The following is a 23,106-nucleotide window of genomic DNA, read 5'->3' as shown; positions in this document are numbered from 1 at the left end:
TATTCTTTGAGGTTTTAAGTTTATTTTAAGCAACGATATTAGCGGCACTGCCTTTGATAGTTTATTGTAAATAAATTTAACTACCATGAGCAAGCAAGCAAATATTGAAGCACAAAAAAAGTTTGGAGAAGCTATTAATAGCGGTAAACTTGAAAAATTAAAAGACCTGGTTTCTGAAGATGTAATTGAAAATGATCCGGCTCCGGGTCAGGCAAAAGGTCCGCAAGGATATATCGATTTTTTCACCATGCTGCATACTGCTTTCCCTGATATGAAAATAGAGGTTGAACAATTGGTGGCTGATGAAGATAACGTAGCCTTTGCCTACACCCTGACCGGCACGCATAAAGGCGACTTCAATGGCATATCCGCAACAGGTAAAAAAATAAAAGCACGCGGCTTACAAATAAGTAAGTTTAAAAACGGCAAAATGATTGAACGCTGGGGAAGCTCAGACGAATTAGGCATCCTAAAGCAAATAGGTGCTGAAATAGAGGCGTAATTATAGAATAGAGATTTATAATTAGAGATTAGTTGATTATCTCATAAACCGCAAGGCATTCAATTGGCTTGCGGTTTTTTTACGGTGGTAAAAGTTTAATTAATTAAAGGAAAATCAATAAATTCCGATATTCAATTAAACAACATGGCCGAACCCTCAACAAAAAACAAACTTGGACTATGGACAAGCACCTCATTGGTTGTAGGCAATATGATTGGTGCGGGGGTGTTTTTAATGCCAGCAGCCATGGCATCGTTCGGCAGCGTGGGATTGTTAGGCTGGTTGTTTTCGGGTATCGGATCATTCTTTTTGGCAAAGGTTTTTGCCAACCTGAGTAAGTTGTTACCTCACGGTACAGGTGGCCCTTACGCCTACTCACAAAGCGGCCTTGGTGATTTCGCGGGTTTCCTGATGGCATGGGGATATTTTATATCCAATTGCGGTGGGCTAACGGCTATCACAATTTCATTTATTGGTGCAATGAGTACCTTCTTCCCTATTTTAATCACAAACGGCTTTGTTGCGGTCGGTACTGGCTTGTGTACTGTTTGGTTACTTACTTATATCAATAGTCTTGGGGTTGTCACCACCGGAAAAGTGCAATTAACCACCACTATTTTAAAAATTACGCCGTTGTTACTTGTTGCCGTAGGTGGTTTATTTTTTATAAAATTTAAATATTTCCTTCCATTTAACACCAGTGGCGGTTCTGTATTAAGCGCTATTGGTATAACCGGCGCTATGACTATGTTTTCGTACATGGGTATAGAGAGCGCTACCATCCCCGCAGGTAGTGTGGAAGATCCGGGGAAGATTATTTCTAAAGCAACAATCTTAGGGTTATTTATTGCCGCAGCGGTTTACATTTTAGGCAGCTTTAGTGTTATGGGCCTTATCCCCGCAAAAGTATTAGAGCATTCGGTTACTCCATATGCTGATGCTGCGGTAATCATCTACGGTAATAGCGCCCGGTACTGGGTAAGTGCAGGTGTTGCTATTTCAGCTTTTGGTGCTTTAAACGGATGGATATTAGTACAAGGGCAAGTGCCTTACGCCACTGCAAAAGATAAATTATTTCCTATTCCATTCGGTAAACTCAATAAAAAAGGCGTACCCTATTTTGGTATCCTGATAAACGCCCTCATGATCTCCATTTTCATCTGCATGAATTATACAAAAGGTTTGGTTGAGCAGTTTAAATTCTTCTTATTGTTCGCCGTATTAACCTCGCTCATACCCTTTCTTTTTTCAGTAGCCGCCTACCCTATTATCCGCGCCAGAAAAAAGATAACCGGTGGATGGACAGCCGCTCTTATCCTTACTTTTTTGGCTTTCGCTTATACCATGTGGATGATTGCCGGAACCGGTAAGGATGCCGTATACTATGGCTTTTTAATGCTGATGCTGGGTGTACCGCTTTATATGTGGTTAGCGTACAAAAAAGAAAATGCATAAAAAAGACTGTATCATTTGTTTTATGATACAGCCTCTTTTACTAAATTTTATCCCAAAGATGTATTTATCGAATTTCCGTGATCTTCACTTTTGGCGTTAATACCTGTTTTACTTTCTCAACAACAACGTCCTTAGCTAATTTAAAGGCAACTGTTTGTTTAATTTGTAACGATGACGCACCTATTTTAATAGTGTAATTTCCGGAATCGGCAATCCAGGATGATTTATTGGTATTGAACGACGCCAGATCCTCCGGAGCGATGGTAAATGTTAGGGTCTGTGTTTTACCTGGCTGTAATAGCGCGGTTTTGGCAAATGCTTTCAATTCGTAGGTTGGTTTATCCATTTGCTTTACAGGCGCGCTTATGTATAATTGAACGACCTCTTTGCCCGCAACTTTACCTGTATTTGTAATATCCACAGTAACGGTTAGAGGTTTAATTGCCATCGCATTCCCGCTTATTTTTATATTATGATATTTAAATTTAGTGTATGAAAGGCCATAACCAAACTCATAAGCTGGTTTAATATTAAAGGTATTATAATACCGGTAACCTACATAAATCCCTTCATCATAAGTAACCTCGGCAGGCTGCCCCATTAACGGGTTACCCGGCGTTTTGCCAGTAGAATCAAGCAATTTACCGGGGAACGTTTTTGCAGAAGGCACATCGCTGTATTTAACCGGGAATGTGGTGGCGAGTTTACCTGATGGGTTCACCTTACCACTTAGTACATCAGTAATCGCGTTACCGCCTTCCTCGCCTGGCTGCCAGGCTAATAAAATGGCATCTGCTTCATCGCGCCAGCTGGCTATTTCGGTTACACCACCAATATTAAGTACCACAACAACCTTTTTATGGTTAGCATGAAATACATCAGTAACCATATTTAGATTTTGACGCTCAATGTCAGTTAAGGTAAAATCATTAGCCTCAGCGCGATCATTTCCCTCACCCGCATTCCGGCCAATAGTAATAATGGCAATATCAGTTTTATTACATTCTTGTTTCAAGAATTCCTCAGTAAGTGGCATCTCGCTGATTGGTGTCGGTGTAAAGAAAGCCACTTTTGCTTTTGGGCGATTTAGCTTTGCGGTTATGATATAGTGCTTATATTCTTTTTGTAAACCTTGATCGATAACGTAACCAGTATTGGTTAAACCCTGGTTTAAAGAAATTACATAAGGCTTATTTACATCGCCACTACCAGTACCACCGGGAATCAAATCATACGAAGTATTACCAAATAAGGCCACCTTTTTCTTGTTCGCCATAGGCAAAATAGCTTCATCATTCTTTAACAAAACCATACTCTCATCAGCAGCCATGCGGCTTACCTGAGCATGCTTAACCAGGTTTGGTTTATCCGAATATTTATAATGTCTGAACGAAGGCGATTTTAAAATGATATTCAATATTCGTTCCACATTTAAATCCAGCTGTTGCTGGCTTATTCTGCCATCCTTTACACTCTCTAGTATTTCGGTCGTTTGGGCATATATTCCCGGCATTAACATATCGTTTCCGGCATTTACCTGGGCCGTGGCACTTTTACCTCCAAACCAATCGGTCATTACCAAACCTTTAAAATTCCATTCGTTACGTAAAATATCCGTAAGTAATCCCCTACTTTCTGAAGTATAAGTCCCGTTGATTAGGTTGTAGGACGACATTACCGTCCACGGATTTGATTTTTTTACTGCGATTTCAAATCCTTTCAAATAAATCTCGCGCAGTGCCCTTTCACTTAAATTGGTATTTAACTGCATACGGTTAAACTCCTGGTTATTGGCGGCGAAGTGTTTTATTGAAGTGCCCACGCCATTAACCTGAATACCTTTTACAAAGTAAGCGGCCATATTACCCGCAATAACGGGGTCTTCAGAATAATACTCAAAATTACGTCCGCCAAGCGGATTGCGCTGTATATTCATGGCTGGTGCCAATAATACATCTATCCCATATTCCAGCACCTCATTACCAAATGCAAGCCCTACCCTTCTAACCAACGAAGTATCCCAGCTTGAAGCCAATAAAGTGGCAACAGGAAATGCTGTTGCATAATAAGTTCTTTTATCACCTTTACGCTTCGGTTCTATGCGAACGCCTGCCGGGCCGTCAGACAGTGTCATGGACGGAATACCTAACCGGGGAATAGCATGAGTGCGACCGGCGGCACCCGGAACCTTTTCCGGAATCTTGGCATCGGCCGGATCTTTGGGCGGTAATATTCCATCAGGGATGTTATCATAGTTCATCCCCATGCCTACAATCAATTTAACTTTTTCTTCAACAGTCATGGCTGCTATAACCTTTTTTAAGGGGGCCTTACCCAACTGGGGAACGCGTGTTTTAATTTGTTGTGATAGCCCTACTAATGGAAACACACATAACCATAGCGGTGAAGTGAGTAGTTTTTTCATAAAGTTACAATTGGTTAAAAAGCAATAGCAATCTATTGCTTCAATAAGAAGCAATAATAAATTATTTTTATTATATTTCCTAATCATTACTTTAGCCCAATAATCAAAAGCGCTGATGATATCTGAACGTGTGTTGAAAAATAGTGAAGAGCTTTGGGCTACATGTATACCACATCTATCTGTAGATAATGTGGTTTTTGGCTTTCATGATACTCAATTAAAAGTATTACTGTTGCAAATCAATGAGGGTAAAGACTGGATATTACCCGGTGGATATGTCCGTAAAAATGAAAACGTAAATGACGCGGTTAAACGGGTACTAAAAGAGCGCACCGGTGCCGATAACATCTTTCTACAGCAGTTTGCTACGTTTGGTGATGTTAACAGGTCTGAAGCTTTTTTTACAGACTATCCTGATGACCTGTGGCATAAACAGCGTTTTATTTCAACCAGTTATTATGCATTGGTTGATTATACTGCGGTTGTGCCCGTAACCGATGAATTTTCCGATGCATGCAAGTGGGTTAATGTTGAGGAAATCCCTAATTTGGTAATGGATCATACATCGATATTAAAAAAAGCTTTAGAGGTATTACGCGAGCAGTTAATATATAAACCAATAGGTTATAGTTTATTACCCGAAGAGTTTACACTAACAGAATTACAACGCTTATATGAAGCCATATTGGGTATCAAATTAAATCGTGGTAATTTTTATAGGCGGGTAATGAAGTTTGGGATATTGATAAAATCAGATAACGTGCGAAGAGGCGGGGCTCATAAAGCACCCGATCTGTACAGATTTGACCAAACTAAATATCACGAATCATTAAAAAGTTATAGCTGGTAAAAAAACAAGGGTTAATCAAGTTTATCTATTTCTTCCTGAATTCCCTGTTTCTCGGTTTGTGTTTTGGCTAAGGCTTTAGCTCTTTCGTAATTACTTTTAGCCTTCGCATTGTCAATGGTTTTATATAATTCGCCCAATAACAGGTAATAAAAATGGTTATTCGCCAGCTTTAATTTCTCAGCTTCTATTAAAGCTGCATGCCGGCCATTGGCTTTGTATAAAGCGTAAGTACGGTTCAGTGCCACTATGGGCGAATAGTTAATCAACAAAAGCTGATTATATAACTGCAAAATATTTTCCCACTTTTCGTGCGTATCCTCTTTCTGACTATGCCAGTAAGCAATCCGGGCTTCCAGGTGATATGATGTGATCTCGTTTCCCTGAGTAGATAAATTCAAGAAATCTATGCCTTGATCGATTAATGACCGATCCCATAGCGTCACATCTTGTTGTTCGTAAAGTATTGGGGCTTCCTGCCCAGTTTGGCGGGCATTAAATCGCGAAGCGTGGAAACACATGAGCGCTATCAGAGCGTTAGTTTTAGGCAGATTGGTTTTGGCATATTCAGTCAGCATTAATCCTAACCGCATGGCTTCAATACATAAATCTTTACGCAGTATCTCATTTTGAGTTTTGGAATAATAGCCTTCGCTGAAAAGCAGGTAAATGATGTGTAGCACATTATCCAGTCGCCGGGGGATTTCACTTTCAGGCGGGAGTTCTAATTGTATCTTTTCATTCCTTAATTTTTCCTTGGCACGGAATAAACGTTTATTAATGGTTTCCTTATTAGATAAAAATGCCTCGGCAATTTCATCAATACCAAAACCACACAGGATACGCAATGCTAGGCCTATCTGGGCCTCGCTGGCAATAGCCGGTGTACAGATGGCAAAAAGCATCTGTAATTGGCTATCCTTAATATTTTGGTGCGAGAAATTCAATTCGGCCATCTCTTCGGACTCATTTTGCTGTAAGCTTAACTGGGGCATCACCTTTTCGGCGTAAATTTTATTACGCCTGAAATGCTGTAGCGTTTTTTGTTTGGCCACAGTATAAAGCCAGGCTGGCGGATTAAGCGGAATGCCTTTATGTCCCCATGTTTCGGTAGCTAATAAAAAAGTTTCGGTTACAATATCTTCGGCAATTTCAATATGCTGCAAGCCATATAGCTTGCTTATTACCGCTACCATTTTGGTAAATTCTTGCTTAAATAAATGTTTTAATGCTGCCTGATGCTGTTCCATTTGCTAACTAAACCCCGACCGGATAAGCCAGCCGGGGTTTCTAAAAAAAAAGGTGTTATGCGAATGCGGTTCTGATTTCAACACTGCCGCCTACATCAATGCCTGGGCAGCCGTGAGCCAGGGTAATGGCATCATCCATGGTATCAGCTTTAACTACTATAAAGCCGCCCAATATCTCCCTGATCTCTACAAAGGGGCCATCGGTAACTACACCGCCGGCTTTTAATACACTACCTTCTGCTGCTAAGTGGATGCCGTTGCTGGCTAATTTTCCCTGCGCGGCAATGCCACCAACCCAATCCATCCACTTTTTTTGGAGTTCTCTCTGTCCTTCCGGGCTTAGATTTAAAGCCGGTTGACGGAATAAAAAAACGAACTCATTTACTTGATTCTTGTTCATGATTTTTAATTGATATGTGAATTTATATTAATTATGTTAGATAAAGCTGGTTATTACGACTTAAATTGCACGGGTTTATAACTGCCTCCCGGAGTTTGGAAAGCAATATTAACGCGGTTATAGCTGTTAATAGTTATAATACCCACAGTTAAGTCTATCAGTTCCTGTTCTGTAAATTCGGTAGCGGCGGTGGCATATACCTCATCCGATACATGAGTTTTGGTAACACCTTCGGCAAAAGCAAGGGCAGCGCGTTCCCGATTGGTATATACGGTTCCCTCGCGCCAGGCATCAAGCATATACAGGCGTTGTTCTGTTTCGCCTGCCGCGCGTAAATCCTTTGAGTGCATATCCAGACAATAGGCGCAGCCGTTAATTTGAGATACACGGAAGTAAAGCAGGTGCAATAACTTTTGTTCAATTGGCGATTTAGCCAGGTAAGCGCCTAAACCATACATTGCTTTCATTGCGTCTGCTCCTTTTGCGAAAAAGTTGATTCTTGGTTCCATTTTTGTCGATCTTTAATGTTATTTTTTGTTTTATACCTCAATAATGATTGAGATAGGACGAATTGGACATCGCACAAAAAATATTTTTTGTAAAAGATATTAAATGGAATTTTTATTAAAACGTAAATTTAAATTTCAAATAATTGTGCGGAACCTGTACAGGAGTTAGAACAGCTTAGAGACATTTTATTAATTGTCAAAATATACTTAACAAATAGAACATGAGCGGAAAAACCAAACGACTGAAACCGTCCACCGTAGAAGAACAAATACTTGAAGCACTGAATGCACACTGGCACGCATCGGCAGTTGGCGATGCAAACGCGGAACATGATATTTATGATGACGATGCGATATGTGATTACCCCCAGTCTGGCGAGCAAATCCTGGGACGAGGCAATTTGCAGGCCTTGCGGAGCCATCATCCGGGTAAACCGTCAGGCTTCAATGTCAAGCGTATTCTCGGAAAAGGCGATCTATGGATCACGGAATATATAATCACCTATCAGGAACGGCGAGCATACACAGTGAGCATTATGGAGTTTCGCAATGGCAAGGTGGTGCACGAAACACAGTATTTCGCAGATCCCTTCGAGGCGCCGGCCTGGCGAAGTCAATGGGTTCAGCAGATCGTTTGACACAGGATTGAGGCAATTTTGATGAATGTCTGCGACTACGCTGATTTCTACCCATCCCCATGAATAAAGGGGTGATATCGGATTTTGAAGAAATAAAAATACCGGAATCAACTTTAAGCAAAAATCTCCAAGTGTACCAACTGTTCCACTTGTATTATGGTACAGTGCGGGCAGAAAAGCATTAAAAATATCAAATAGGGAGATAAGTGAAATATACCTCCCTAATTTGAACCGATCAATCCGCCGTTAATGCAACAGGAGCCAGTTGCCTGGGCGTACCATCAGGACCTACCGCAATTATATTATCGAATATTACGCGTGAACCGGGTTTTATGTTTTCTAATGAGGCATGCATTTCTGAATTTAAGCTATTGCCCGATGTTACCTGTACGGATGCTGTTTCGCGAGGATTGGCGACGATCATGCTGAACCGGGTGATCTTGAACTTGGCATCAAAATCAAAATTATCCAGCGAAGCGAAAATGGCATCCTGTGCTTTTAATGCCACTGTAGGTACATTACCGCCGGTTCTTCCTGAGAATTTTGCAATAGGATCGGGTATTCGTTTAGCACGGAACTGGGTGCTGCTCAATAATTCGGTATGGCCCTTGTTTATTTCTGCTGATACCGATACGGTAACCGTGCCGGGGTTATTCACCTTAACCATATACCTGCCGTTGCTTCCGTTTAATGAACCTGCTGATATACTTATCCTGATGTCCCTTGATGGAATACCCGGAACGGATACTGACACAGGGTTATCAACCCCGATATAAAAAACATTCATTTTATCAGGAGATACCACTGCCGACGGGCGTGACACAATATACTGCTGCTCGGGTGTGGTATAGGTTTTAATGGTGCCATCGGTTTGCCGGATTCGGATTGTCCCTGTCCAGTTAAAAACACCCTCGCGTGATGTGGACACATTATAAACGCCCCGTCCGTCTGAAACATTTATTGGGGTACCACTAACTTCAATATCAGGTTTTGATCTTGAATCATATGCGGTTAAAAACACCTGCGCGGTGTAAGGCTGGCCTTGTATCAAATAAGAAGTTGGGGCTACTGCAACAGCCTCGAACTTGTCGAGATTAACAACAGCCTGATCCATTTTACCCAATATCTTTTTTACCACTTCGGCTTCGGCATTTTTGTTATCTGCCTGTATGCGCGACAGGATAGTAAATTCAGCCGTTAATGGTACTCCTTCGCCAAAGTTCAATTCTTCCCAGTTGCGGGCATCTACCCCTTTTTTCGGCGGGTCATCGGCGTTAAGCGTAAATGAAACACTGCGACTATCGTTGGGCCCAAGTACAGCCATCAATTGCTCTCGTGTATCATTTATCTTTTGTTTAAGTGCATATGCCCTTCTTTTATTGATCATAACATCAAAACCAATATCGAGATTATCACGTTGTTTTAAATCGCCGGTTTTGCTGTCATAACCATCACTCTGGTTTACCAGTTCGGTTTTTATGCCTTTTATAAAATCGTCCAGATCCTGGGTTATTCTTTGGGCTTGTTTAGCCTTATCGTAAATAGGCTTTGCCCGCTCGGGCGATTCTTTAAGCCTTGTTTGTTCAAAGGCTTTAAATTGCTGCTGTATTGAATTATCAACGTTGCCTGCGGAGGCAGTAAGACTATCGTTAATTGTTTTAAACGCGTCTAATATTGTTTCAGAGATATTCAGGGCCAGCATAGCCAATAGAATCAGGTACATGAAATTTATCATTTTTTGCCTGGTAGTTTCTTTTCCTGCAGCTGCCATTTTCTTAATTATTAAAATGTGAATACTAAATTTTGTCCATAACATTCCCCTCCTGCCTAAGTAGGTGGGTTGTTATGGTAGTTCTATAGTGGGATTATCGGCCGCTAAATACGTGGCTGCGTCATGGCTGAAAGCATATTGGCATAGAATACATTCAGCGATGAAATATTCTTAGCCAGCTTATTTACCTCATCCTTAAACAACCTGCTATCATCGGCAGATTCATTCAGATTTCTGAGGGTATCATTTAACCCGATATAAAAATGGTTGATCTGTTTTAAACTGGTATCGGCCCCTTTTAATTCTACCTCATAAAGTGAATTTAGCTGAGATAAATTGGATGTTAATCGTGCAACCTGCTGATGGTAGGCTTCACCGTCGGATTTGTTATCAGCCATACTAGCCAACCCCAGTGTGGCGCGCTCGAATGCTGCACCCAATACATCAAACTTTGAAGATGCCTGCTTCAGTTTATTTGAAAACGCGTCAGTGTCTAATGATATATCGGTAATAGTGTTAATGCTGCCGATCTTGTCAGCAAACTTTTTCAGTCCCTCACCAAGGTTGTTAAGTGCCTCCGGACTAACATCCGCATCATGCAATAATTTATCCAGTGCTGCAACATTACCTTTTGCTGGAGCGGCATGATGATGAACACCGGGCAAGCCGTCATAATCCACTGCCAGCTCGGGATAAACCTTTTCCCATGCAGGATCTTGCGGTGGCGGGAAAAATCCCAGTGTAAAGAATAGTATAGCTTCCACGCAAAGGCCCAACCCTATCATATAGGTACCGGCTACACCGCCCCAGTGATTGATTTTAAACATTGCCCCTAATATTACTATACTGGCTCCCCATGAGATTGCTACATGTAGCCAGTTGAATTTTTTTGTACTTTTCATGATGTTATTTTTTAAATGTTCTTAGATTAAAATTTAATATAAATAGTTCCGGCAGTGTTTAAACCGGGCAAAAAACCTGCTTTATCTGCATTAGCCGGGATGGTTGAGGTTGGGGCGGTTAGTGGTATATAATACCCCATATCCAGCCGTAGCCCTAAACTGTTTGTTAGGTGTATATTACCCAACCCAGTACCTATATAAGGCCGGAACTTGGCAAGATAGATAGTATAGTCAGCCAGTGGGTTCGGCTTTTGGCGAAATACTGAATTATTAAAATAATTAGCTACCCCGGCAGATAAAAACCACTTGCTTGCAAACCAGGTGCTACCACCATATTCAGGCTGCCAGTCAACTATGGCATATACAGAATTTCTATTGAAGGTGACATCCCTGCCTTTATATTGCCAGTTGCCAAACATGCTGGTAAAACCAACCCTTATGTTAAATGCATTGGCAAAACTGTAACTTCCCTGTAACCCCAATCCTTGTGTACCTAATTGTGCACCTATAGATGATGAGGGAAATGCGCTGTATTCAGGCAGCACCTGCGCGCTTGCCTTACCGCAGATGAATAGAATTGTTGACATTAGGAGCATCCAAAGGAACTCTCTAATTAGTTTTACTGGCTTTATCATTGCTATCCTCCTTTTTAATTTTAATGTCTGATGGTTGTACTAGGTTCTTGTTATTAACTCCTTTTGGGCTTTGCCAAATGGTTTTCTTTAAATCAGCTATTTTCTGTTCTAACTTTAATGCTTCGGGGCTGCCAGGGTCAAGTTGTTCAGTTTGCGTACCGCCGGGTGAAAACTCTTTTACCAGGTAAGCGGTGAATTTGTGCTGCATAAACACGTCATCCATGGTTACATCAAACATATTCTTATCGGGGTCACTCAAATCCTGCTTAATAAGCGCGTAACGCAACTGCGGGAAATATATCCAGAAGGCGGGTGTTGTCGACATATTATCCGGCAGATCAACCGACGCAGAAATGGTCATCATGGGCGCTATAGCAATTATGCGCGTATCAACACGGCCGCGTTGCTTATCGAAAAACACATCTTCCTCTATCCTGAACTTTTTAACCTTGTCAGGATTAAATTCATTAAGTACCATTTTTGATGATATCTGGTTACCGTCGTTGTCAAACTTTGGTACTAATACAGAGTCTGCAAAACGTTGCTCACCTTGCCTTACGGTTAGTTTGGTTTTAAAGTCATCCTTTTGGTAAGGGGTTAACTTACCATCGTCCAAACCTTTCATAATGGTTTCCATTAGTGATTTACCGGGTATGGTAAGTATTGCATTAGCCGTATCATTCAGGTCAATCACCCGCCATATCCTTGCGTACAGCCTGATGTTTGCCTGGGTGGTTTTAGGGTACGGAAATGGCCTTACTTGTCCCGGGTCTAACTTTTGCAGGTAACTGTCATAAGCTGGCAATGTATCAGTAAGTGTACTATCCTTTGCAATTGTTTGGGCAATAGAAGCCTCCGAGCCTATCCACATTAGCAGTGGAATGGCTATAATTATTTTTAATATGTTCATGATTTTATTTTTTAGCGATGTACTTTCTTGTTTTAACCTGTTCACCTGTGAGTTCAAAGGCTGCCATCACGCAGCGGAAGCCGATGTAGGAATGCGCCGCGTCCTGATCTTCAAAACTGCGGGTATCGGTATTCAGCATGTCGCCATTGTCTTTCCACGATCCGCCGCGGACTACCTTACGCCTCATCAACGGTGCGTCTTTATCAGTAGCATCGTAAAGCAGTGCAGGATTAAGGTCATTCACCAGTTCTGATGCCGACGGGCTAAAGGCATCCAGTGTCCATTCAGACACATTACCTGCCATGTTATAAATACCAAAGGCATTTGGTGTGTAAGATGTAACCGGTAGCGTAAATGTAGAGCCATCGCTCGAATACATACCTTCACCCTGTTTATAATTAATTGAGAGCTGCTCCTTGCCTGTGGCTTTATCAATAGTGGTTAACACAGTTCGGGATACACTATCTTCAGGATTCAATTTAGCTTCGGCAGCATATTGCCACTGTGCCTCAGTTGGCAGACTAAAGCTGAGTTTGAAATTCTTAAGATTCGGATTGTTTTTTATCATCAACATTAGCTGGGTGCCGCGCCAATCGGCATAAGCGCGGGCCTGTTTCCAGGTTACCCCAACAACCGGATTGTACTCATAAATCTTGTTGGTGAAATAATTGGCATCCATTACCGTCATCTGCGCGTTTGGAAAATCCGCAGACCATACTGATTCATGTGGGTAGATGCCTACTGAATCGGCAACGTATTCGCTATTCTTTATGCCGTCCATCCGCACATAATAAAACCGGTAAACTAATAACGCAGGGTTAGGTACACGGGCGCCGTTAACCATCGTCATCATGGGTGCAAGTTTTTCTTTTATATCCTGCGGGGCTTTCTTCCACAGCGGCGATATTTTGTTCACTTTGCTCCAGTCAATAAGCCTGATTTCCTTATTATCCGCGCCAACAGTTGCCCCTGTTGCGGGCAGATAGAAAGAATCGTCGTGCAAATAATCCGTAATAGCTACTGAATCGGCAACCCAGTTTACAAACGCCTGATATTGTTTGTTGTTAACCTCGGTTTTATCTATAAAAAACGCACTTACACTAACCCTTCTTTGCTCGGATTTATCATCATTCAGCATTTTGTACAAAAAGGTACCTGAGGGTATATATACCATCCCTTCGGGTGGAATAAGCTTCTTTGTAGATACCGCTCTTGTTTTAGGGGTGTTGTAGAGACTGGTTTTGCAGGAGGCTACCAATAATAGTAGTAGTCCTGTCATTTTGATTAATGATTTCATATGACTCCTTGTTTACTTGTTTATTAATAAGTCGATATGAATTCATAATCATTTATTTTTTACGGTTGAAATATTGAGTCAAATATGATCGTCAAATTAATGTACTACATTCATTTATCGCTAAATGAGCAGAATTTATCGACAAACGATTGATTATAAGTACAAGGTTTAATTTATAGAGACAGATAATGTGCAGCCGAATAAACCGATAGAATATAACTCACCAGCTAAATTCCGCTAAGCCAATATCACTATTATCCGTTCGTCTATACATAGGCGTTATTCGCCGATTTATTTTTGTTAGCCCACAGCTACGTACTGATTTTTACCGACGCTTTTAATAGAGGGTTATTGTAAGGCCTGTTGTTGTTCTGTTTTCATGAATGAGCACCTGCTACTATATCTGCAACTTATTCAGTTTCTGACATGTATGGTTACATGATCAGCGGCGAGATAAGTGAAGATCTATTATTGTAAAATATGCAAAGCAAAGTCTATTTTTGATTACTTAACCAATATGATACGTTCAAAATTCATTGCTTTTTTTATTCATGCTGTAGGATGGGTGATCTTTCTGGGTTTCCCGCTGCTATTTATGAATAAAACCCAGGAGAGCATACATAACAGCTATTTTATATTGCTTTCACCATTTTACTGGCTGTTTTGCTTTACTTACATATTCATGTTTTATTTAAATGCATGGTACCTGGTACCGAAGTTAGTATTTAGAAAGAAATATGTTAGCTACGGTTTTATCGTATTACTGTTGTCTGGCTGTGTATATTTTTTGCAACCTTTTGATAATTTACTTGGACATAATCTACTGAAAAACCCGAAATATAATGCTGCTCAATCTGCACCGCTATTGGTTGATAGTTCGATCCCGAATGCAGGTATGAATTCATCAGAAGCAAAGAATCTTCCATTTGGCCCCTTGCCGAATCAGAATTTGCGTATGGAAGACCCGAGGGATAAGCCCACTAATCAGATCATATTTATACACCAGTCAGGGAATATTGATATGGTAGGTTTATTTATATTTATTTTAGTAATAGGCTTGAGCATTGCGGTAAGTACTGTACAAAAGTGGCAGCTTACAGAGCAAATGGTCGCCCAAACACAAGCAGAGAAAGCGCATGCTGAATTATCATTTTTAAAAGCGCAGATTAACCCGCATTTCTTATTTAATACTTTAAATAATATTTACGCGCTATCGGTTACAGATAATAAGAACACTTCTGAAAGCATTATGAAGCTTTCTAATATTATGCGTTACGTTACCGATGAAGTAAGCGAGGATGTTGTGCTGTTGCAAAGCGAGATAGATTGCATCAAGGATTATATAGACCTGCAAAAGCTGCGATTGGGTAAGAAAACTAAGCTCGATTTTGTATGTACTGGTGAAATTGTGAACCAAAAAATCGCTCCCTTATTATTAATGACCTTTATTGAAAATGTCTTTAAATATGGTATAAGCAAACATAATAGTGCAGTAATCAGTATTAGGATAACGGCAGATGAACAAAAAATAAGTTTTTTTTGCCAGAACAGTATTTTTGAAAAGCCACAAAACGATAAAAGGAAAGGCATTGGAATTAACAATACCAAACAAAGATTGGAGCACATGTATCCGGGAAAATATAACCTGGATATAGATACAAGCAACAACTTGTTTACAGTCAAATTAGAGATTTTCGGTTAAATAAAACAGAAGTATGCAATTAAAATGTATCGCTATTGATGATGAGCCGTTAGCGCTTGAGGTAATTAAAAAACATGTGAATGATTTCCCTGAATTAAAATTGCTACAAACTTTTGATGATGCTATTTCAGGTGCAGAGTTTTTGAAAAAAACTGCGGTTGATTTGCTTTTTATAGATATTGACATGCCCGATATCTCGGGTATTGATCTTGTACGGACATTGCAAAATAAACCGTTGGTAATATTTACGACCGCCTATAAAAATTATGCTTATGAAGGTTTTGAGCTCGAGGCAATAGATTATCTGTTAAAGCCAATTGACCTCAAGCGATTTACCTCGGCAGTTCAAAAAGCCTTAGATTATGCTAAATACAAAACCCAGGATAAAGATGAAGAAGGTGAATCGATATACGTGCACTCTGAATATCGAATGCTTAAAATAAATTTAAAAGATGTTGAATACATTGAAAGCATGCAGGATTATATCAAAATTCACTTGGTTGGCTTGGAAAAGCCGATACTAACGCTTATGCCTATGAAAGCTGTGCTCGAAAAATTGCCCCCAACGCAATTCGCCCGGATTCATCGCAGCTATGCTGTAGCGATAAAGAGAGTAAAATCAATCTATAACCGTAAAGTTAAAATAGGCGTTGTAGAGCTTCCTGTTGGTAATAGCTATGCGGATTTCATAAAAGAATGGTCAAAATAGATCGGGTTTTTGTTGTTTGTCGGTAGATATGTCCTGTTCAGCGACAATTGCTTTTTTGTAAAATTTTAATATGCCAATTTTATATAAAGCATTTAAAACTATTGGATTATGGAACTAATGAGCAAACCAAAAAAGATCCTGGTATTGGATAACGGGGGACGGATGTTACCAGTTGTTGATGAAATTTTAACTTACAGCGATTTCGATATACATATTATATACGACGCTGGAGCCATTTGTGAAAGAGCCAAATCAATCCGGCCGGATCTGATCATACTAGATTACTTGTTGCTGAACAATGAGTGCGAATTGATATGCGGTGACCTAAAACAGGAGGCTATGGTGAAAGATATACCTGTAATTATTGTGACCGGTTATAGAACTAAAAAATTAAAATCAGATATTTACCACTGCGACGCGTTGTTCTTAAAGCCGATAGATATGGAAGTGCTGGCATCACGTATTGACTATTTAATAGCCTCCTGATATACCTAAAATCGCTACATTTATATCCTTATTTACCATCTTTTCGTATAATGAAGATCAAAAAGAATATTGCTACCAGCGAGAACGGGTTTGTTTTTAACCCGGCTACCGGCGATTCGTTTTCCGGCAATGCAATGGCATCAGTCATATTGCTTGCCATGAAGAACGGCGTTAACACAACGGAGATAAAAGCAGATATTTTAAAAAAATACGATGTTAGTGTAGCGCAGCTTGATCGGGATTGGGAGGATTGGGTAATTCAGTTAAAAGAGGCTAATCTGTTGGAATTAGAATTGAATCATGGCAACTAAATACACCGGCTTATGTATTGGTGTAACGGGCCTCAATGCTAATGACAATCCGGGCCCGGGAATAGCGGTGATCAGAGCGCTAAAAGAAGGATTAGGTGATGATATCAGAATTATAGGCTTCGCTTATGAATCATTAGAACCCGGTATATATATGCCGGGATTGGTTGACAAAACGTATCAGCTACCTTATCCGACTGCGGGAACCGGCGCACTACTTGAAAGGCTAACTTATATTAATAACCAGGAGAACTTAACGGCAATCATCCCAAACTTTGATGCCGAGCTGCATAACTTTATAATAATAGCTCCATCGTTATTAAAAATCGGTATCCGCACGTTTCTTCCTTCGCTGGCACAATTACAGGTTAGGGACAAAGCGAATCTTTTTGAATTTGGCAATAAAAACAAACTTCGGGTGCCGCCGCATTATAAATTGTTTTCAGCGGCTGATTTACCACATGCTACTGAGGAATTAGGCTTTCCATTGGTTATAAAAGGCAAGTTTTATGATGCATATATCGCAGTCAATATGGATTCCGCTCTGAAGGCATTTAAACAATTGGAAGCGGCCTGGGGATACCCTGTGATAGCGCAAAAGTATATTAAAGGAACTGAAATAAATGTTGCCGCGTTAGGTAGCGGAAACGGTGGCAACCTTAGTATTGTGCCTATGCGTAAACTTTATATCACCGAAAAAGGGAAAGCCTGGGCTGGTGTTACTATTGAAGATAATGCATTGGTTGAACTGGCAGATCAATTTGCAAAAGCAACCCAGTGGAGAGGCGCATATGAACTGGAAATTATACGGGATGCGGATGATCAACTTTTTATAATAGAAATTAATCCCCGCTTTCCCGCATGGATATACCTGGCAGCGGCAGCGGGCCAAAATCAACCGGCTACATTGATTAAAATGAGTATGGGTGAAAACGTTGACCCATTTAACAGTCATGAGTCGGGTAAATTGTTTATCCGGCACTCCTGGGATCAGGTGGTTGATATTGCGGAGTTTCAAAAAATGTCTGCCTTCGGCGAATTATAATTATGACTTAATCATGGAAAAACTTCCTTACGAAAGGCCCTACATAAAAAAACTCACCCCGGGTGTCATGAATAAATTTGGCAGCCACAGTGGTGCACAGCCTTTTAAATATATTGATGGTATACAGGTAACTAAACTTATCGAGGCTTATGGATCGCCACTTTTTGTGGTTTCAGAGAGCCAGATACGTCGTAACTATCGCTCAGCTTATCGTGCTTTTAGCACCCGGTATCCCAAAGTGCAATTTGCCTGGAGTTATAAAACCAATTACCTTAATGCTGTTTGCCAGATATTTCACAGTGAAGGCAGCTGGGCTGAGGTCGTTTCAGGTTTCGAATACCGTAAGGCATTGGGCAACGGCGTAGTTGGTAACAAGATTATATTTAACGGCCCGAGCAAGTCAAAAGAAGATCTGATGCTTGCAATAGAAAATGATTCGCTAATCCATATTGATAATTTAGAGGAATTAAATCTTTTAATTGCCCTGAGTGAAAATTTAACGGATAAACCTCGTGTAGCTATCAGGGTGAATATGGATACCGGCATATTTCCGGCATGGGACAGGTTTGGTTTTAATTACGAAAACGGCGAAGCATGGAATGCGCTTACTAAGGTGGTTAGTTCAGGTAAATTGCAATTGACGGGTCTTCATTGCCACATCGGTACTTATATACAATCAACATCCGCATTCGGTATTGCGGCTACTAAATTAGCAGATCTGGCTTTGCGTTGTAAGACTATACTAAATCAAACCATAGAATATCTTGATCTCGGCGGTGGGTTTCCTTCAATGAATACCTTAAAAGGTGCGTATTTACCCGGTACAGACACCTTACCATCAATAGATGACTTTGCAGAAGAAATATGCAATAAACTGATTAATTCGGATTTTGCGCCTAATGAATTACCATTGCTGATACTGGAAAGTGGGCGGGCGTTGATTGACGATGCAGGATATTTATTGGGCACAGTATTAGCCAATAAACGTTTGGCAGATGGCAAACGGGCGACTGTTGTAGATTTTGGGGTCAATATACTCTTTACTTCGTTTTGGTATGATCATCAAATAAGTCCTGCACAGGATTTCTTGCCGCATACTGAAAATATGGCGATTTATGGCCCGCTATGCATGAATATAGACGTGATCAGGGAAAACATAAATCTACCTTTATTAAATCCGGGTGACCATTTGGTGGTACATAAAGTGGGTGCTTACAACATGACGCAATGGATGCAGTTCATAACCCTTAGACCTGCAGTTGTCCTAATTGATGAGCAACGAAACATCCATTTAATAAAAGCCGCCGAAACATTGGATTACATTGAGGAAAATGAAAATGTCCCCGGGCATTTAAAAGCAAAATAGATGAAAAGCAGGTTTTTATTTTTTATTAAAACCATACTTAATAGCTACGCCATACTGTTCTTTTCACAAAACAGCGTATTGGGTGGAATTTTGCTTTTGGTATCCTTCTTAAATCCCCTTGCCGGTATGAGTGGGTTATGCTGCGTTATGTTCACTGCTGCACTCATCAAGACGTCGGGCTACCAGCGTGAGCATATTCAAACGGGTATTTACAGCTTTAATAATTTACTCCTCGGCCTCGCCTTTGGTACATTTTACCAATTTAACATGTACTATGTAATTTGGCTGATATTTACTGCCTTATTATTGCTCATGATAACGGTTGTTCTCGCCGAAAGGCTTGGCAAATTAGGGCTGCCTATTTTATCCATACCGTTTATCCTGTGTTTTTGGATTTTGTTATTGAGCGCTGACAGTTTGTTTAAAATCGGGCTTGTATCCAAAAGTAGCGTTGTTATGCAAGAGGTTTACGGGGCGACCGCAAATTTGTCTTACCTGCATAATTATCTATCATTCAACCTTCCCGATTTGCTTTGCTTGTTTTTTCGCTCGTTCAGCGCTATTTTATTTCAGGATAATATTATAACAGGTGCATGTATTGCTATTGGCCTGTTGATTCATTCCCGTATTGCCTTTAGCTTAGCCGTACTTGGTTTCTTAGTCGCTCATGGTCTTAACGCCAGCCTGAATATTTATCCGGATGATATCAGCTATTATCATTTGGGCGCTAACTTTATGCTGGCCACTATTGCTATTGGTAGTTTTTTTACCATTCCTTCTATACGGTCTTATTTATGGGCAATCGCTTGTATCCCGGTAATATTTATCCTGATAAATGCCTTTTCAGTTATATTGGCGGCTTATAATTTACCGGTATTTTCTTTGCCGTTTTGTGTGATAAGCTTCACGCTGCTTTATTTCCTGTTACTACGGAAAGATGTAGCGCATTTGCAACTGGTTAAGTTGCAGCATTATTCGCCGGAACGAAATTTATATCAGTTCATCAACCAACAAAACCGGTTAAATAATCTGCAATATTTTAGGCTTAGGCTGCCTTTTATGGGTAGTTGGACAGTTTCACAGGGGTACGATGGCAATATCACTCATATTAACGATTGGGGTAAAGCGCTTGATTTTGTGATTGAAGATGAGGATAAAAAAACCTTTAAATTTCCAGGCACATTGCCTGAGCACTTTTATTCCTTTAATAAACCTGTTTTATCCTGTGGCGATGGTGTTGTAGCCAATGTTGTTGATAATGTGGAAGACAATGCTATAGGTATCGAAAACCTGCTGGAGAATTGGGGAAATACCGTAGTAATTAAACACATTGACGGCCTATATAGCAAAGTATCACATCTTAAAAAACAATCAATTAAAGTAAAAATCGGAGATACCGTTAAACAGGGAGAACTGATTGGTTTATGTGGTAATTCTGGTCGCTCTCCTGAACCGCATTTGCATTTTCAGCTCCAGATTACGCCGTATATCGATGCAAAAACACTGAGTTATCCTTTTTCATATTACGTTAGCAGAAAGAACGAACAGGAAAGAATGGCAAGTTTTACGATTCCTAAACAAGGCGACGTTGTAAATCCTGTTGCAATTGTTAACGCTACTGCAAAGGCATTTGATTTTCAGCCAGGCTATACTGCCACACTTGTTGGTGAACCAGGCGTTAACGAGCAATTAGAGGTTTTCAAGGACGAGTTTGGTCAAACCTATTTTTACAGTATAACAAGCGGAGCAACAGCCTATTTTATAAACGATGGTACACAGTTTTACTTTACCAGCTTTTATGGTAGCCATCAATCTTTATTATTTCTTTTTTACCTGGCTGCGTATAAAATTACATTTACCGATAATGACCATGTTGTTGTGCACGATGTATTCCCTTTACATCTATTAAATAATAAACCATTGCTTTGGTTGCAGGACTTTGTTTCACCTTTTTTTAGATTTATCAATTTAACGTATCGTGCGGTAAATCCCCCCCCTAAAAGCGGGGCTATCCAGTCAACACAAGTAAAACAAGTATTTGGTAAACAAAAGATATTAATGGAGGCGACTATCAGCCTGGCAAATGATAATATTCAGGGGTATTGTATCACGGTAAACGGTAACCACAAAAATATTGAATGGGTAAAATCAAATACGTATTAACTATCGTTTTTATTTTATTAGCGGGCGGTATAAAGGCACAGGTTAGCACCATGCAGGTGGTGGATAGTACTTCGACCGGCCTCTATAACAGTGGCGACTGGAAGGAATTAATCGTGTTTGGAAATCAATCTGTCAAAAACGGCATTGATTTTCCGGGCCTAAGATTAAAGATTGCCTACGCCTATATGATGAGCGGTAATTTTAAGCTGGCGCTGAAGAACTATGACGATATTCTTGCTAATGACGGCTATAACCCAACCGCCCGTTTTTACGCATATTTATGTAACAGCTATTTAAATAATAACCTTGCAGCATCTTACAATGCCGGATATATCCAAAACAAAAATGGTTTAAGACCTTTTACCTTTATAGATGCAGGTACCGAATTTAGCACGAAATTAAATAATGACATCAACCGGGGAGATGCGTCCTATTCGCGAATTTCATTGAGTAACCGCTTGTCATGGTGCTGGCAGCTGGAGCAATCGTTAGTTTACTACAACCAAACTATTTTCAGGTTAAGCGATAATGATAATTCGATAGACGCGAGAGACCAGCAAAAAGAATACTATGCTAAATTAAGTTATGCCGCAAGCGCCCATTTTAGTATCTTAGGTGCTTATCATTACGTTAATACTAGCTTTGAAACCTCTGTCGGCAATAGTAATTTGGGTTTTGTAGGAGCGCGGTTTACAGCCCCATATTTTGATCTGCAAGTAGACATGAACTTTGGAAGTCTTGATGAAAAGCCGGTAGAACAATATGATGGCAAATTTACCTTCTATCCGATGGGAAACTTTAATTTCTATACAATTAGCCGTGCATCCGACCAGCATTTAAACGCATCCGACCATATAATATTGAGCCAGGCTATAGGCTTTAAACTTATTAAAAACACATGGCTCGAATCTGCTGTTACCATTGGCGACCAGGATGATTATTTAGATGCCGATGGATTGTATATTTACAACGCGATTGACAAAACAACTTTTAAATGCGGAGAGACTTTATTTTACCAGTTAAGCAAGCACATGCAATTGCAATTAGATTATGTTTATGAAAAAAAGGATGACACCTACCAGTCTTTAAACTATGAACAAAATTCTATTACTTTAGGTTTAATATGGAAGTTTTAAAAAAGGTTCTTTCGGTTTGTTTTTTTAGTTTATGGGCAGCCGGCACATTTGCACAAAGCAATGGAGTATTACAGAAGGCTTTTCATAACAGCTATACTGACGAGCTGAATAAAAACTATACTGCTGCCATCAATGATATATCTGCTTATTACAGCAATAATAACTATGAGATAAATATCCGGCTTGGCTGGCTATATTACCTCAACCAAAATTACAATGCGTCTCAAAGCTACTATCAAAAAGCGGTTAATATTAAACCGGGATCAATCGAAGCCAAATTTGGTTATGTAAAACCCTTGTCGTTCCTTCAAAACTGGGATAAAGTTTTGCAGCAATATATTGATATTTTAAAGATCGACCCGCAAAACACGCAGGCTTGTTATTGGGCCGGTGTTATTTATTACAACCGTAAACAGTTTGATGTATCAACCAAATACTTTAAGGTTGTAGCAACGCTATATCCGTATGATTATGATGGGAATCATATGCTTGCCTGGTCGTTACTGATGGCGGATAACAAGACTGAAGCTATTGGTTATTTTGAAAAAGCGCTCATCATAAAGCCTGCCGATGCCTCAAGTACAGATGGCCTTGCCAGGTGCAGGTAAATGACTCAAATTTACTTAGTCGGTAAATAATATCCATTCATC

At 40.1% G+C, this 23,106-nt stretch carries 22 protein-coding genes; 13 read left to right on the top strand and 9 right to left on the bottom strand.

The features are described 5' to 3' along the window. Positions 1-85: 85 nt before the first annotated feature. Together GSQ74_RS20880 and GSQ74_RS20875 are read left to right on the top strand one after the other, a co-directional pair. The gene (locus GSQ74_RS20880) at positions 86-502 is read left to right on the top strand and encodes an ester cyclase (RefSeq protein ID WP_158996140.1); all 417 of its coding nucleotides are present in this window, start codon (positions 86-88) and stop codon (positions 500-502) included. A gap of 144 nt (positions 503-646) precedes the next feature. Then, positions 647-1,957 carry an amino acid permease gene (locus GSQ74_RS20875; protein ID WP_158996139.1) on the top strand — a complete coding sequence of 437 codons (1,311 nt, stop codon included), beginning with the start codon at positions 647-649 and terminating at the stop codon, positions 1,955-1,957. Positions 1,958-2,021: 64 nt separating this feature from the next. Here the strand turns inward: GSQ74_RS20875 and GSQ74_RS20870 are convergent, their stop codons facing one another. Continuing rightward, positions 2,022-4,382, bottom strand: a complete 2,361-nt coding sequence (locus GSQ74_RS20870) for a glycoside hydrolase family 3 protein (protein ID WP_158996138.1) — start codon at positions 4,380-4,382, stop codon at positions 2,022-2,024. Between the two features lie 115 nt (positions 4,383-4,497). Between GSQ74_RS20870 and GSQ74_RS20865 the strand changes: the two genes are divergently transcribed. Continuing rightward, a complete protein-coding gene (locus tag GSQ74_RS20865; RefSeq protein WP_158996137.1) occupies positions 4,498-5,232 on the top strand; it encodes an NUDIX domain-containing protein in 735 nt (244 codons plus the stop codon). An 11-nt stretch (positions 5,233-5,243) separates the two neighbouring features. Here GSQ74_RS20865 and GSQ74_RS20860 read toward each other — a convergent pair whose 3' ends face one another. The 3 genes from GSQ74_RS20860 to GSQ74_RS20850 are packed head-to-tail and all read right to left on the bottom strand — an operon-like array spanning position 5,244 to position 7,388. Next, positions 5,244-6,479, bottom strand: coding sequence for an RNA polymerase sigma factor (locus GSQ74_RS20860; RefSeq protein WP_158996136.1), 1,236 nt, complete (start codon positions 6,477-6,479; stop codon positions 5,244-5,246). Positions 6,480-6,534: 55 nt separating this feature from the next. Beyond that, a complete protein-coding gene (locus GSQ74_RS20855) occupies positions 6,535-6,879 on the bottom strand; it encodes a YciI family protein (RefSeq protein WP_158996135.1) in 345 nt (114 codons plus the stop codon). A gap of 53 nt (positions 6,880-6,932) precedes the next feature. Next, positions 6,933-7,388, bottom strand: coding sequence for a carboxymuconolactone decarboxylase family protein (locus GSQ74_RS20850; RefSeq protein WP_158996134.1), 456 nt, complete (start codon positions 7,386-7,388; stop codon positions 6,933-6,935). Between the two features lie 221 nt (positions 7,389-7,609). Between GSQ74_RS20850 and GSQ74_RS20845 the strand changes: the two genes are divergently transcribed. Continuing rightward, complete coding sequence (locus GSQ74_RS20845; RefSeq protein WP_158996133.1) at positions 7,610-8,026, top strand: nuclear transport factor 2 family protein; 417 nt, start codon at positions 7,610-7,612, stop codon at positions 8,024-8,026. A gap of 235 nt (positions 8,027-8,261) precedes the next feature. Here the strand turns inward: GSQ74_RS20845 and gldM are convergent, their stop codons facing one another. The 5 genes from gldM to GSQ74_RS20820 form a co-directional block, all read right to left on the bottom strand. Further along, on the bottom strand, positions 8,262-9,797 hold the full coding sequence (gene gldM / locus GSQ74_RS20840) for a gliding motility protein GldM (RefSeq protein WP_158996132.1): 1,536 nt from the start codon (positions 9,795-9,797) through the stop codon (positions 8,262-8,264). A 104-nt stretch (positions 9,798-9,901) separates the two neighbouring features. Further along, complete coding sequence (gene gldL / locus GSQ74_RS20835) at positions 9,902-10,699, bottom strand: gliding motility protein GldL (RefSeq protein WP_158996131.1); 798 nt, start codon at positions 10,697-10,699, stop codon at positions 9,902-9,904. 26 nt (positions 10,700-10,725) lie between these two features. Further along, a complete protein-coding gene (locus GSQ74_RS20830) occupies positions 10,726-11,286 on the bottom strand; it encodes a hypothetical protein (protein ID WP_158996130.1) in 561 nt (186 codons plus the stop codon). A gap of 22 nt (positions 11,287-11,308) precedes the next feature. Beyond that, positions 11,309-12,244 carry a gliding motility protein GldN gene (gene gldN, locus GSQ74_RS20825; RefSeq protein WP_158996129.1) on the bottom strand — a complete coding sequence of 312 codons (936 nt, stop codon included), beginning with the start codon at positions 12,242-12,244 and terminating at the stop codon, positions 11,309-11,311. 4 nt (positions 12,245-12,248) lie between these two features. Further along, a complete protein-coding gene (locus GSQ74_RS20820) occupies positions 12,249-13,541 on the bottom strand; it encodes an SUMF1/EgtB/PvdO family nonheme iron enzyme (protein ID WP_158996128.1) in 1,293 nt (430 codons plus the stop codon). 517 nt (positions 13,542-14,058) lie between these two features. Here GSQ74_RS20820 and GSQ74_RS20815 point away from each other — a divergent pair. The 9 genes from GSQ74_RS20815 to GSQ74_RS20775 all read left to right on the top strand — a co-directional run bounded on the left by GSQ74_RS20815 (position 14,059) and on the right by GSQ74_RS20775 (position 23,064). Next, entirely contained in the window at positions 14,059-15,243 is a 1,185-nt protein-coding gene (locus GSQ74_RS20815; protein ID WP_158996127.1) for a sensor histidine kinase, read from the top strand. A gap of 13 nt (positions 15,244-15,256) precedes the next feature. Beyond that, positions 15,257-15,952 (top strand): LytTR family DNA-binding domain-containing protein, encoded by a 696-nt coding sequence (locus GSQ74_RS20810; protein ID WP_158996126.1) that lies wholly within the window; start codon positions 15,257-15,259, stop codon positions 15,950-15,952. Between the two features lie 108 nt (positions 15,953-16,060). Next, a complete protein-coding gene (locus GSQ74_RS20805) occupies positions 16,061-16,438 on the top strand; it encodes a response regulator (RefSeq protein ID WP_158996125.1) in 378 nt (125 codons plus the stop codon). A gap of 50 nt (positions 16,439-16,488) precedes the next feature. Then, the gene (locus GSQ74_RS20800) at positions 16,489-16,749 is read left to right on the top strand and encodes a PqqD family protein (RefSeq protein WP_158996124.1); all 261 of its coding nucleotides are present in this window, start codon (positions 16,489-16,491) and stop codon (positions 16,747-16,749) included. Further along, positions 16,739-17,791 carry an ATP-grasp domain-containing protein gene (locus GSQ74_RS20795; protein WP_158996123.1) on the top strand — a complete coding sequence of 351 codons (1,053 nt, stop codon included), beginning with the start codon at positions 16,739-16,741 and terminating at the stop codon, positions 17,789-17,791. Before GSQ74_RS20800 ends, GSQ74_RS20795 begins: the two co-directional genes overlap by 11 nt. A gap of 13 nt (positions 17,792-17,804) precedes the next feature. Then, positions 17,805-19,157, top strand: coding sequence for a diaminopimelate decarboxylase (locus tag GSQ74_RS20790; RefSeq protein ID WP_158996122.1), 1,353 nt, complete (start codon positions 17,805-17,807; stop codon positions 19,155-19,157). Next, positions 19,158-21,320, top strand: a complete 2,163-nt coding sequence (locus tag GSQ74_RS20785; protein ID WP_158996121.1) for an urea transporter — start codon at positions 19,158-19,160, stop codon at positions 21,318-21,320. It begins immediately after the preceding gene. Beyond that, positions 21,296-22,456, top strand: coding sequence for a tetratricopeptide repeat protein (locus GSQ74_RS20780; RefSeq protein ID WP_158996120.1), 1,161 nt, complete (start codon positions 21,296-21,298; stop codon positions 22,454-22,456). The genes GSQ74_RS20785 and GSQ74_RS20780 overlap by 25 nt, the downstream gene beginning before the upstream one ends. Beyond that, positions 22,444-23,064, top strand: coding sequence for a tetratricopeptide repeat protein (locus GSQ74_RS20775; protein ID WP_158996119.1), 621 nt, complete (start codon positions 22,444-22,446; stop codon positions 23,062-23,064). Before GSQ74_RS20780 ends, GSQ74_RS20775 begins: the two co-directional genes overlap by 13 nt. Positions 23,065-23,106 lie beyond the last annotated feature (42 nt).

The sequence above is a fragment of the Mucilaginibacter sp. L196 genome, from assembly GCF_009765905.1.
Taxonomy (GTDB): Bacteria; Bacteroidota; Bacteroidia; order Sphingobacteriales; family Sphingobacteriaceae; genus Mucilaginibacter.
Note: the sequence above shows the minus strand (reverse complement) of the source record. Positions and strands in the feature narration are given on the sequence as shown.